At 54.0% G+C, this 12,766-nt stretch carries 12 protein-coding genes; 10 read left to right on the forward strand and 2 right to left on the reverse strand.

What is annotated here, in order from left to right:
- Nucleotides 1-113 precede the first annotated feature (113 nt).
- The 5 genes from ABLV04_RS18150 to ABLV04_RS18170 all read left to right on the forward strand — a co-directional run bounded on the left by ABLV04_RS18150 (nt 114) and on the right by ABLV04_RS18170 (nt 7,864).
- Complete coding sequence (locus ABLV04_RS18150) at nt 114-1,280, forward strand: restriction endonuclease (protein WP_180266034.1); 1,167 nt, start codon at nt 114-116, stop codon at nt 1,278-1,280.
- Between the two features lie 63 nt (nt 1,281-1,343).
- A complete protein-coding gene (locus ABLV04_RS18155) occupies nt 1,344-2,963 on the forward strand; it encodes a class I SAM-dependent DNA methyltransferase (protein ID WP_180266035.1) in 1,620 nt (539 codons plus the stop codon).
- Nucleotides 2,953-4,290 carry a restriction endonuclease subunit S gene (locus ABLV04_RS18160; protein ID WP_180266036.1) on the forward strand — a complete coding sequence of 446 codons (1,338 nt, stop codon included), beginning with the start codon at nt 2,953-2,955 and terminating at the stop codon, nt 4,288-4,290. The genes ABLV04_RS18155 and ABLV04_RS18160 overlap by 11 nt, the downstream gene beginning before the upstream one ends.
- 94 nt (nt 4,291-4,384) lie before the next feature.
- Nucleotides 4,385-7,648 carry a type I restriction endonuclease subunit R gene (locus ABLV04_RS18165; RefSeq protein ID WP_147733689.1) on the forward strand — a complete coding sequence of 1,088 codons (3,264 nt, stop codon included), beginning with the start codon at nt 4,385-4,387 and terminating at the stop codon, nt 7,646-7,648.
- A 12-nt stretch (nt 7,649-7,660) separates the two neighbouring features.
- A complete protein-coding gene (locus ABLV04_RS18170) occupies nt 7,661-7,864 on the forward strand; it encodes a hypothetical protein (protein ID WP_147733688.1) in 204 nt (67 codons plus the stop codon).
- Between the two features lie 63 nt (nt 7,865-7,927).
- Here the strand turns inward: ABLV04_RS18170 and fosA are convergent, their stop codons facing one another.
- On the reverse strand, nt 7,928-8,350 hold the full coding sequence (fosA, locus tag ABLV04_RS18175) for a FosA5 family fosfomycin resistance glutathione transferase (protein WP_072414086.1): 423 nt from the start codon (nt 8,348-8,350) through the stop codon (nt 7,928-7,930).
- Nucleotides 8,344-9,252 (reverse strand): LysR family transcriptional regulator, encoded by a 909-nt coding sequence (locus ABLV04_RS18180; protein ID WP_032455484.1) that lies wholly within the window; start codon nt 9,250-9,252, stop codon nt 8,344-8,346. The genes fosA and ABLV04_RS18180 overlap by 7 nt, the downstream gene beginning before the upstream one ends.
- Nucleotides 9,253-9,338: 86 nt before the next feature.
- On the opposite strand from ABLV04_RS18180, the gene ABLV04_RS18185 reads away from it, so the two are divergent.
- The 5 genes from ABLV04_RS18185 to ABLV04_RS18205 all read left to right on the forward strand — a co-directional run.
- On the forward strand, nt 9,339-10,121 hold the full coding sequence (locus ABLV04_RS18185) for an NAD(P)H-dependent oxidoreductase (RefSeq protein WP_180266037.1): 783 nt from the start codon (nt 9,339-9,341) through the stop codon (nt 10,119-10,121).
- A 141-nt stretch (nt 10,122-10,262) separates the two neighbouring features.
- Nucleotides 10,263-10,847, forward strand: coding sequence for a TetR/AcrR family transcriptional regulator (locus ABLV04_RS18190; RefSeq protein WP_180266038.1), 585 nt, complete (start codon nt 10,263-10,265; stop codon nt 10,845-10,847).
- 21 nt (nt 10,848-10,868) lie between these two features.
- On the forward strand, nt 10,869-11,675 hold the full coding sequence (locus tag ABLV04_RS18195) for a winged helix-turn-helix domain-containing protein (RefSeq protein WP_180266039.1): 807 nt from the start codon (nt 10,869-10,871) through the stop codon (nt 11,673-11,675).
- A complete protein-coding gene (locus ABLV04_RS18200) occupies nt 11,672-12,190 on the forward strand; it encodes a FidL-like protein (RefSeq protein WP_180266040.1) in 519 nt (172 codons plus the stop codon). The genes ABLV04_RS18195 and ABLV04_RS18200 overlap by 4 nt, the downstream gene beginning before the upstream one ends.
- A gap of 446 nt (nt 12,191-12,636) precedes the next feature.
- A partial coding sequence (locus tag ABLV04_RS18205) for a BMC domain-containing protein (RefSeq protein ID WP_310669302.1) occupies nt 12,637-12,766 on the forward strand: 130 nt, incomplete at its 3' end.

A 12,766-nucleotide genomic window follows, 5' to 3' on the forward strand; every position in this document is an offset into this window, starting at 1 on the left:
CATCAGCCAGGCGAGCAATAGAATGAAATTAAACGAATTTAATGATAGTCGGCCCGCCATTAGCCTTTATAAAATGGCATGATGCCGTACATTGCTTTAGCGAAGGAATTGCCATGCGAAATTACAAAGTCATTACTCCGTTATTCCCGACCTACGACCAGACCCGAGCGATGATGAAAGCCGTAGCAGGATGCTCAGTAAAATCGGTCCGTAATATGATCTCCGCCATTCAGGAACAGACCGGTACCCCGCAAAACCCGGTAGACTGGTCAGAGCCGGACCACTGGATTAAGGAACGACTGAGCGGGGAAGATGCCAAAATAGCCTGGCAAATCTGGAATACCGATAACCATATACTCAACCCCCGCCACAGCTATGGCTGTTATATGTTTATCAATAACCCGCTATTCGATTTGATGCAGACCGATGAGGATGGCGGCTGGCATCCCAGTGAACAGGGTCGTTTATTCCTCGCTCACGATGAAGCGACGCTGCGTAAACTGGACGATATCGAAGGCATGCTGCAGCTACTGGAATTGCTCGCCGGTCGCGAACAGGCCCGGCGCGCCGATCTGCTTCCGGAATGGCAGGCTTTCTTGCATCAGCACTCTAAATTCGCCTCCTCAAGTTCAGTTAAAACAACGCTCTATGCCCGGCTTTACAATCTGGTCGAGCGCGAACTTATTACTCGTGAAGGGATGAGCTACAAAATCACCGATGCCGGTAGAAAATGGCTTGGCAAAGCGCTGCCTGAGCGCCGAACCGATCCGCGTAAAGAGCTGCTGGATGCGGTTAAACGCTATAACCAGCAGCAAAAGGAATTACTGCGCGAGCAAATATCCACCATGAATCCCTACAAGTTTGAGCATCTGGTCGGCCAGTTGCTGGAAGCAATGGGCTATGAGCAAGTCGAAGTGACCAAAGCCTCCGGCGATAAAGGTGTGGATGTGGTCGGCAAAGTGCAGGTTGGCATCACCACCATTACCGAAGTGGTGCAGGTGAAGCGGATGCAAAACACTATTACCCGCCCGTTTATCGATCAGCTGCGCGGCGCATTGCCCTACCACAAAGCCATTCGCGGCACGCTTATCACCACCGGAAAATTTGCGGCAAAATGCGCAGAGGCGGCGCTGTTCCCCGGTGCCGCGCCGATTACGCTGATCGACGGCGATCGTCTGCTGGAGCTGCTGATTGAAAACAACGTCGGGATCAGACGCAGTAATGCCGTTGAATTGCTCGACGTAGACTTACAGCTGTTTGATGAGCTGGAGATTGAGTAGAGGGCGAACTTCACCGCTTTTACCGTTACAATAGCCACCAAATTTTTCCAGAACGAGTTCATCATGGCCAAAGCACCAACCAAAAAAGCCAAAGCAAAGAAAGGCTTTGAAGACACATTGTGGGATACCGCGAACCAGCTTCGCGGCAGCGTTGAATCCTCCGAATACAAGCACGTGGTGCTGAGCCTCGTGTTCCTCAAATTTATCAGCGATAAGTTTGAAGCCCGCCGTCAGAAAATGAAAGACGAAGGTCAGGGCGATTTCCTCGAGATGGAAGTCTTCTATCAGCAGGACAATATCTTCTATCTACCGGAAGAAGCGCGCTGGTCGTTCATCAAACAGCACGCCAAACAGGATGATATTGCCGTGCGCATTGATACCGCGCTCTCCACCATTGAGAAGCGCAACCCGACGCTGAAAGGCGCGCTGCCGGACAACTACTTCAGCCGTCAGAATCTGGAAACCAAGAAGCTGGCGTCGCTTATCGACACCATCGATAACATCGAAACGCTGGCCCACGAAACCGACGTCGAAGCGCTGTCGAAAGAAGACCTGGTCGGTCGCGTGTACGAATACTTCCTCGGCAAGTTTGCCGCCACCGAGGGCAAAGGCGGCGGCGAGTTCTATACGCCAAAATGCGTGGTGTCGCTGCTGACCGAAATGCTCGAACCGTTCCAGGGTAAAATTTATGACCCCTGCTGTGGCTCGGCGGGGATGTTTGTCCAGTCGGTAAAGTTTGTCGAAAGCCATCAGGGGAAAAGCCGCGATATCGCCCTGTACGGTCAGGAGCTGACGGCCACCACCTACAAGCTGGCGAAGATGAACCTCGCGATTCGCGGCCTTTCCGCCAACCTTGGCGAGCGCCCGGCGGACACCTTCTTCAGCGACCAGCACCCGGATCTGAAAGCCGACTATATTCTGGCCAACCCGCCGTTTAACCTGAAAGACTGGCGCAACGACGCCGAGCTGACCAAAGACCCGCGCTTTGCCGGCTACCGTACGCCGCCAACCGGTAACGCCAACTACGGCTGGATTTTGCATATGCTCTCCAAGCTGTCGGCCAACGGCACCGCCGGTTTTGTGCTGGCGAACGGCTCGATGAGCTCCAACACCAGCGGCGAAGGCGAGATCCGCGCGCAGATGATCGAAAACGATCTGATCGACTGCATGATCGCCCTACCCGGCCAGCTGTTCTTCACCACCCAGATCCCGGTGTGCCTGTGGTTTATGACCAAGTCGAAGGCGGCCGAGCCGGCCAAAGGCTATCGTAACCGTCAGGGCGAAACGCTGTTTATCGATGCGCGTAACCTCGGCACCATGATCAACCGCACCACCAAAGAGCTGACGGCAGACGATATCGCCACCATCGCCGACACCTACCATGCCTGGCGCAGCACGCCAGAAGAGCTGGCTGAGCGCGTTAAGCGCGGCGACAGCAAGCTGGCGCAGTACGAAGATCAGCCCGGATTCTGCAAGGTTGCAACGATTGAAGAGATCAAGGCTAACGACTATGTGCTGACTCCGGGCCGCTACGTCGGCGCCACCGAGCAGGAAGACGACGGCGTGGCGTTTGAAACCAAAATGCGCGAGTTATCGCAGACCTTGTTTGCGCAGATGAAGCAGGCGGAAGAGCTGGATAAGGCGATTCGTCAGAACCTGGAGGTTTTGGGTTATGGGGAGTAAGTGGAAAACATCCTTTTTAACCGACCATTACAGCATTAGCTCTGGTCTTTCCAAACCAGCTAAAGATTTTGGTACAGGTTACCCGTTCTTATCTTTTAAGGATATTTTTTATAATTATTTTTTACCTGATTCACTCACGCAATTAGTGCAAAGTACAGATAAAGAAAGAGCCTCTTGCTCGGTAAGACGCGGGGATGTTTTTCTTACTCGTACAAGCGAAACGATGCATGAGCTGGGTATGAGTTCTGTAGCATTAAAAGATTATACAGATGCCACGTTCAATGGCTTTTGTAAAAGATTGCGCCCGAAGGAAACATCTGAATTAGAACCAGAGTATGTTGGTTATTACTTGCGTAGCCCTGTATTTAGACAGAGCATGCTTGCCTTTTCCACCATGTCAACCCGAGCTAGTCTTAATAATGAAATGATTAGTCGGTTGGAAATAAGTTATCCAGATCGTAAAATACAAAAAAAGATAGCAAACATCCTACTTTCTCTTGATGAAAAAATAGCAATATCAAGAGCGATCAACCAAACCCTGGAACAAATATCCCAAACCCTGTTCAAATCCTGGTTTGTGGATTTCGACCCGGTGATTGATAACGCGCTGGATGCGGGAAACCCAATCCCGGAAGCGCTGCATTCTCGCGCTGAACTGCGTCAAAAAGTACGCAATAGTGCAGATTTCAAACCACTTCCGGCGGATATTCGTGCACTGTTCCCGGCTGAATTTGAAGAAATGGAGTTGGGTTGGATTCCGAAAGGCTGGAAAGAGATAAAATTATCACTATTATCAAAAATCACTTCAGGTAAGAGACCGCCATCAAAATTTAGCGAACCTTCTAGTATTAATAATGTACCTGTATGGGGTGGAAATGGCATTAAGTGGTTTACGAGTGAGCATCTTTACAACGAGCGCTACATAATTACTGGACGAGTTGGAACACTTGGTACTTTTTATAAGGTAAACGGTTTGTCTTGGCCTTCAGATAATGCTTTAGTAATTCAGCCAGTGAATCACGAACTCTATGAATTAATTTACCAATCATTACAAACAAAAGATATTTTGTCGTTAAATGTTGGTTCTACCCAACCATTATTAACTCAAACAACATTAGGTAACATAACGTTTATTATTCCCCTAGACCGTGGGTTACTAGTTAAGTTTCAAAGTATATGTGATAGTTTTCAAGAAAAAATAAGTGATAACAAAATCAACATAGAGATAAATACAACCCTCCGCGACACCCTGCTCCCCAAACTCATCTCCGGCGAGCTCTCCCTGGAGGATCTACCAGATTTAGTAACCCAAACCGAACCCGCTTAATGCATTTTGCCCCTGTTAAATCAGGGGCTTTCTGGTAAGGTTTTCTCTGTTACAGGAACCTTTACCAGAAAAACAGCCAGGGCCGGAGCGAGATATGCACCTCTCATTCAGTGAAGCGAAGTTAGAACAAGCCATTATTGAACTGCTACAGGATCAAGGCTATCAGCACCTGATCGGCGATGATGTGCCGCGTTCCAGCCTCGATCAGGTGATTATCGAAGACGATCTTCGTCGTTACCTCGCCGCACGCTACCAGGCCGACGGCATCACCGAAGCGGAGATCCAGCGGCTGATCAAACAGTTCACTACCCTGCCCGCCTCCGATCTCTACGAAAGCAACAAAACCTTCTGCGCCTGGCTGGCGAATGGTTTCTTGTTTAAACGCGACGATCGTCAGCAGAAAGATCTCTATATCGAACTGCTCGATACCCGGCATCTTTCTGCGGCACTACGTGAATTATTCAATGCCGAAGACGTGCCGCTGCAACAGGCAGCAGAACCGTCGGCGACCTATCTTGTCAAGCCGCTGAACCGTCTTAAGGTCGTCAATCAACTGACCATCTCCGGCAAAGAAAACCAGCCGCGTATCCCGGACGCCATTCTGTATATTAATGGCCTGCCGCTGGTGGTCTTTGAATTTAAAAGCGCGGTGCGCGAGCAGGAAGCCAATATTGGCGATGCGTATAAACAGCTCTGCACCCGTTATCGCCGCGATATTCCGCAGCTGTTTGTCTATAACGCGCTGTGCATTATCAGCGATGGCGTCAATAACCGCATGGGCAACCTGTTTGCGCCGTATGAGTATTTCTACTCCTGGCGCAAAGTTACCGGCAATGAGAACCGCGAGCAGGACGGCATCCCTTCCCTGCACTCGATGATCCAGGGACTGTTTCATCCGGTCCGTCTGCTGGACGTGATCAAAAACTTTATCTGCTTCCCGGATAAAGCCAAACACGAAGTAAAAATTTGCTGCCGCTACCCGCAGTACTATGCGGCGCGCAAGCTGTACTACAGCATCGAACAGGCGCGTAAACCTTTCGGCGACGGTAAGGGCGGTACCTACTTTGGCGCGACCGGCTGCGGCAAGAGCTACACCATGCAGTTCTTAACCCGCCTGCTGATGAAAAGCGTCGAGTTCGCCAGCCCGACGATCGTGCTGATCACCGATCGCACCGATCTGGACGATCAGCTCTCCGCGCAGATGTGCAATGCCAAAAACTATATTGGCGACGACACCGTGGTGCCCGTCACCAGCCGCGACGATCTACGCGAGAAGCTGGCTGGTCGCAACAGCGGCGGCGTCTTCCTGACCACCATCCATAAATTTACCGAAGATACCGAACTGCTCTCAGAGCGCAGCAATATCATCTGTATTTCCGACGAAGCGCACCGCAGCCAGGTCAACCTCGATCAGAAAGTGATCGTCGATAAAGAAAACGGCAAGGTGCGCAAAACCTACGGTTTCGCCAAATATCTGCACGACTCGCTGCCGCAGGCCACCTATGTTGGTTTTACCGGCACCCCTATCGACGCCACGATGGAAGTCTTTGGCAACATCGTCGACAGCTACACCATGACCGAATCCGTACAGGATGAGATCACCGTGCGCATCGTCTATGAAGGCCGCGCCGCGAAGGTCATCCTCGATGCCCGAAAGCTGGAAGAGGTGGAAAAGTATTACGAAGAGTGCGCCAATGCGGGCACCAACGAGTGGCAAATCGACGAGAGCAAAAAAGCCAGCGCCACCATGAACGCCATTCTCGGTGATGAAGACCGCCTGAAAGCGCTGGCGGAAGACTTTGCTAAACACTATGAAAAACGTGTCGCCGAAGGCTCCACGGTGAAAGGTAAAGCGATGTTTGTCTGTGCCAGCCGTGAAATTGCCTGGGATTTCTATCGTCAGTTGAAAGAGTGTCGTCCGGCATGGTTTGAGATGAAACAAGCGCCGGATGGTATAGAGCTTACCGAGCAGGAGCAGAAGGAACTGCCGCCGTCCGAAATGGTCAAGATGGTAATGACGCGCGGCAAAGACGATAGCGTACAACTGTACGATTTGCTGGGCAGTAAAGAGTACCGCAAAGAGCTGGATAAACAGTTCAAAAACGACAAATCGAATTTCAAAATCGCCATCGTGGTGGACATGTGGCTGACCGGTTTTGACGTGCCGGAGCTGGACACCATTTATATCGATAAGCCGCTGCAAAAGCATAACCTGATCCAGACCATTTCCCGTGTAAACCGCAAGCTGGAAGGCAAAAGCAAAGGGCTGGTCGTCGACTATATCGGCATTAAGCGCCAGATGAACCAGGCGCTGGCGATGTATTCCCGCATTGACGCCACCAACTTTGAAGATATCCAACAGTCAGTGATTGAGGTGAAAAACCATCTCGAACTGCTGGCGCAGGTTTTGCACGACTTCGACAGCCGGGCTTACTTCACAGGGGAACCGCAGGCGCAGCTGGCCTGCCTGAATCAGGCGGCAGAATTTGTCATGCGCACTCAGAAGACAGAGCGCCGCTTTATGGGGTTGGTGAAGCGTCTGAAAGCGGCGTATGACGTCTGCTGTGGCAGCGAAGCGCTTTCGCAGGCCGAGCGCGACTACATCCACTTTTATATTGCCGTACGCTCCATCGTCTTCAAGCTGACCAAAGGCGACGCACCGGATGTCACGCAGATGAACGCTCGCGTGCGGGAGATGATTGCCGATGCGTTAAAGGCCGACGGCGTGGAAGAGTTGTTTTTCCTTGGCGACAAGAAAGCAGAGTCGATCGATATTTTCGACGACGATTATCTCGCGCGCATTAATAAGATCAAACTGCCGGCAACCAAAATTCAGCTGCTGCAAAAGCTGCTGGAAAAAGCCATCAGCGATTTTAAAAAGATCAACCAGCTTCAGGGGATCAACTTCACCCGTCGTTTTCAGTCGATTATGGATAAATATAACGAACGCCGGGAAGATGATGTTCTCAACGGCGATGAGTTCGATACCTTCAGTCAGGAAATGACCGATATTATCTACGATATTAAAACCGAAATGGGTACCTACGCCGAAATGGGGATTGATATCGAAGAGAAAGCCTTCTACGACATTCTGGCGCATATGCGCGATAAATATCAGTTCACCTATGAGGACGACAAGATGCTGGCGCTGGCGAAAGAGATGAAGGCGGTGGTCGATAACACCTCGAAGTATCCGGACTGGAGCAAGCGTGATGACATTAAAGCGAAACTGAAAGTGGAACTCATTCTGTTACTGCATAAGCATAAGTTCCCACCGGTGGCGAATGATGATGTGTATATGGGCGTACTGGCGCAGGCGGAGAATTTTAAGCAGCATCATATTAACACGCTGAACTAAGTTTACTGCAGGATGGCGGGTGATAAGCCGCTGCTGGCGAAAGTACGCCTGCGACTAAAAACACCTACATCCCCCCTGCATGTGGCGCTGATATCTCTGGTTTGCCGCCTCCGATTCGAAGGCAATAGTAATAATCTCAGCCGTCTGCTGAACTTGTGCGCGCTGATGGGCTTCCTGGTGTTCAAGCGCAATGCCGAACTGAACTTCGAAGGGTAATACACGACGCTCATCTCCCCGGTGGCGCTGCGCTTACCGGGGCTACAGGTTCCCAGTTACCACTTACTCATCCTCAAAAAACACCATCCCCTTATACGGCTGTTCGCGGCAGGCGGCCAGACGCTGGGCGAGGCTGCCGACGTGCAGCTCCAGCTTATGGCCGTCGGGGTCGAGGAAGTAGTGCGAGGCGCCTTCGCTGCGGTTCAGCTTCCACACCGCCACGCCGGCTACCTCAAGGCGAGCGGCGAAGCGAGCGAAATCGGCTTCGCTGATGGTAAACGCATAATGGGTATAATCGCTCTCCTCCGGCGGGGTGATGCGCCGCTGCGGATCCAGCGACAGGCACAGCCACAGATCGCCGCAGGAAAGATAGGCCCCGCTGTCCCAGCGGGCGTGCAGCGTCATGCCCAGCAGCTGCTGATAAAACGCCACGCTCGGCGCCAGCTGGCTGACCGCCAGGGTCAGGTGATTCAGTCCGCTCAGCATGTCTGTTCCTCCAGTGAATTCACAATGAACTGGCGCAGCCATTGATGCGCCGGGTCGCGGTGCCAGCGCTCGTGCCACAGCATCAGCATCTCAAAGCCGGCGACCGCCAGCGGCGGCTCGACGACCGCCAGCCCGCTCTGCCCGCGCACCAGCCGCTCCGGCAGCACCGCCACCAGATCGCTATTGCGCAGGGTCTCCAGCATAAACAGGAAATGTGGCACGGAAAGGACAACCCGCCGCGTCAGGCCAAGGTTCGCCAGCGCGGTATCGGTCGCCGCGCTGAAGCCGCCTCCGTCCGGGGAGACGATCGCTTGCTCCAACTGACAGAACGTTTCCAGGCTCAACCCTTGCCGCAGCACCGGATGCCCGGCCCGGCCCGCCAGCACGTAGCGCTCGCGAAACAGCAGGCGCTGATGCAGCCCCGGCGGCGCGCCCTCGCGGGTATGGAAAAAGAGATCCACTTCATCGCTGGCCGCCTGCTGCTCCAGCCGCGCCGGCTGGAGTTCGAATACCGCCAGCCGACTGCCGGGAGAGGCCTGCCGTAGCCTGCCCAGCATCGGCATGAGGGTCGCCGAAGCCATATAGTCCGTCGCCGCCACCCGCCAGGTCTCCGCCGCCGCGGCCGGATTAAAAGGCGCCACCGGCGCCACCGCCTGCTCCAGCGCGGCTAACGCAGCGCGCAGCGGCTGACGAAGCTCATCGGCGCGGGCGGTGGGCTGCATGCCGCGCGGGCCCGGCATCAGCAGCGGGTCGGCGAACATCTCCCGCAGCCTGGCGAGTTGAATACTCACCGACGGCTGCGACAGATTCAGCCGCTGCGCCGCCCGGGTAACGTTATTTTCACTGAGCAGCACGTCGAGCGTGCGCAGCAGATTGAGATCCAGACGATGTAAATTAATCACAGCTATACCTGAGATTTAAGTAATTAATTTCTACTATAGCGCCAGCTTTCCTACTCTGCAGCTCTTCCAACTTCAGAGGTGATGTTATGAAAGTACTGCTGATTTACGCCCATCCGGAACCGCGCTCCCTCAATGGCGGACTCAAAGATTTCGCCATCCGTCATCTGCAGCAGGCCGGTCATGAAGTCCAGGTCTCCGATCTCTACGCCATGCGCTGGAAGGCCGGGTATGACGCCGACGACAGCGGCGCGCCGCCGGTCGGCGAGTTCTGGCGCCCTACCCTGGATTCAAAACAGGCCTTTGCGCAAGGAACTCAGAGCGCGGATATCGCCGCCGAGCAGGAAAAGCTGCTGTGGGCCGATACGGCAATTTTTCAGTTCCCGCTGTGGTGGTTCTCGATGCCGGCGATCATGAAAGGCTGGATCGACCGGGTGTACGCCTGGGGCTTTGCCTATGGCGTCGGCGAGCACAGCGACCGCCACTGGGGCGATCGCTATGGGGAAGGCACCTTCGTCGGCAAGCGGGCAATGCTGATCGTCACCGCCGGCGGCTGGGCGGAACACTATTCACCGCGCGGGATCAATGGCCCCATCGACGACATCCTGTTCCCCATTCAGCACGGTATGCTGTTCTATCCCGGCTTCGAGGTGCTTCCGCCGCTGGTGTTCTACCGCACGGACAAAACCGATGCCGCGCAGTTCGCCGACCAGTGCGCCACCCTGGCCGGGCGGCTGGACACGCTGTGGCAAACCGAGCCTATTCCATTTCGCCGGCAAAATCATGGCGACTATCTGATCCCATCGCTGACGCTGCGCCCGGAGCTGGCGCCGGGGCAAAGCGGCCTGGCGGTGCACCTGACAACGAAATAAACCTCAAGGCGATAGCCCTTCCGGGTTATCGCTTTCATTAATATGACAATTTGTGAGCCTCCACGCATTAACGGCATCCCGTCCCGCGAAGCCGCCTCTCATATTGATAGCGATCAAAAATAATCATACCGTCTGGTCGGTATGATTCCGGCCATGAATATGGAAGCCCAGCATCGTAAAAAAGATCCCGTCCGTCTCCACCGTCAGCTGCTTGAATCGGCGGCGATGATTGCCGGCCGGGACGGTATCGCCGCCCTGTCGCTGAACGCTGTCGCCCGCGAAGCTGGGGTCAGCAAAGGCGGCCTCCTGCACCATTTTCCCAATAAGCAGGCGCTGATTTTCGCTCTGTTCGCCAGGCTGCTGGCGATTATGGAAAAGGCGATTAGCGAACTGATGGCCGCCGATAACATCGCTTACGGGCGCTTTACCCGCGCCTATTTGCACTATCTTTCCAATCCGCAATTGACGGACACGCACGAAAGCCGTCAGCTGATGGTGCTGTCGCTGGCGATGCCGGACGAACCGGTGCTGCGAAAATGCTGGCGCGACTGGATGCTTGGCCACCTGGCGCAAGGCGATGCGCTGGATAACGGCCCAACCGGTACCCTGGTACGCTACGCCGCCGACGGCATCTGGTTATCTGAGCTGACCGAGGGGCGCACCATGAGCAGCGAACACCGCCAGTCGCTGGTGAAGGATCTGACCAAAATGACGCTTCCCGCATGAAGCGAATAGAGTGAGGCCGCGATGCGCTACAACATCAATGCCCGTCTCATTTATGATGCAACGGACGGCACGCTAACCCTGCCCGGCAGCGATGAACCGGATAGCCAGCTATCCATCACCGCCAGCGCGCTGCTCTATTTTTTTCTCCGCCATACCGGTGTGGTCAGTCGCGATGAAGTGTTGAAAAAAGTCTGGGACGATAACGGCTTAACGTCTTCCAACAGCAACCTCAACCAGTATCTGAGCATGCTGCGCAAAACCTTCCGTCACTACGATATCGATAACATTATCGTTACCGTGTCGCGCGGCATGCTGCAGCTGAATCAGGATCTCAGCATCGAACTGCTCGACGCCGGTCCGGCGCAGGCCGATGACGCCAGTCCCGCTGAGCCCTCTGGCGAACCCGCGGCGTCAGGAAGGGAAACCACACCGCCTGCCGCTTCACCACATGCGCGCGGGATGTGCTGGTATCTGGCCGGCGGCTGCCTGCTGGTCATCGCCCTGCTGCTGTTGGCATTCACGTTTGCCGGTACCCACGTCGCCCGGCCAATTAATCTGACGCTGATGAACCACAGCCAGTGCGAACTGCTCGCCAGCGATGAAATGCTGCGTTCGGTCTCGGCGACGGCCTACGGTAAGAATTTTGATGAGGTGCGTCAGCGGCTGAAGCTCAGCTGCAAGCCGGGCGAGCGTTTTGTTTTCTTCTATGGCGACCGGCTGGAGACCAACGGCCTGGGCCGGGTGTTTCTCGCCCACTGCGCGATGCACGAAGACAACCCGTTTAGCTATTGCGATAACTACTTTTACTACTCCTGGAAACCGCAATGAGAATCGCGCCTCGCACCTTTTTCGCCCTCTCTACCCTCGCGTTTATCGCCGCCGCCGGGTTTAGCGCCTGGCGCCTGCTGCCGGATGCCAGCGACGGCGTGATGAGTTGCTCCACCAAAGCGATCATGCGTTTTGAAAACATGGAAAAAGAGAATGTGAACGGCAATATCCATTTTAATTTTGCCGCCAACGGCAACGGGTCGATGGTAGTGGAAGGCTATACCGATTCTGCCGCCGGTTGGCTCTACCTGCAGCGCTACGTCAAATTCAGCTATACCAGCCAGCGCATCTCGGCGACCGAGCGCCACTACCGCATCAGGAAATGGGAATCCAGCGCCTCGTCCATCGACGAATCACCGGATGTCATCTTCGACTATTTCATGCGCGAGATGTCCGACAGTCACGACGGCCTGTTCCTCAATGCGCAAAAGCTTAACGACAAAGCTATCCTGCTGAGCTCTATCAACTCACCGCTCTACATCTGCACGCTGAAGTCCGGCAGCACGCTTAATTAACCCGTCCCCCCTGTACCACCGCGAGGAAAATGCGCCCTCGCTCACGCTCCATTCTTGCCCTCTTTTCCCTGGATGCTAAAAGCGCACGTTTTGCGTTTAGCTTCGTCGCGAGAACTTGAGCATACCCACAATTATCACGCGGCTATATTACCGATTGCTGGCAAGTAATTAGCATCTTATTAACATTCATCTCCCGCCGATAAATAGCTTAAAAAAACGCCATATCATCATGAAAATCCTCACGCATAAGACAGGATAAACAGGTAAAAAGAAGCCTAAATAAGGCTAAATATCAGAGTAAAAACCTAAAATATTCATCTACACGGATTTAAATTTCACTTCTTTCCCCATTCCCTATAGTGAACCCCGAACGCCGTTTCCGCGTGTTGATGCCGTTACGCGGACGGTTTTCCCGAATCACAAAACCTGTTCTGGAGGAGATCACGATGGGTGATGCATTGGGGCTTATCGAAACCAAAGGTCTGGTGGCCTGTATTGAAGCAGCGGACTCGATGTGTAAAGCCGCCAACGTCGAACTGATCGGCTATGAAAACGTCGGCTCCGGCCTGGTCACCG

Source organism: Klebsiella sp. JN_Kp127 (assembly GCF_040062505.1).
In the GTDB taxonomy this organism is placed as follows: Bacteria; Pseudomonadota; Gammaproteobacteria; order Enterobacterales; family Enterobacteriaceae; genus Klebsiella; species Klebsiella quasipneumoniae.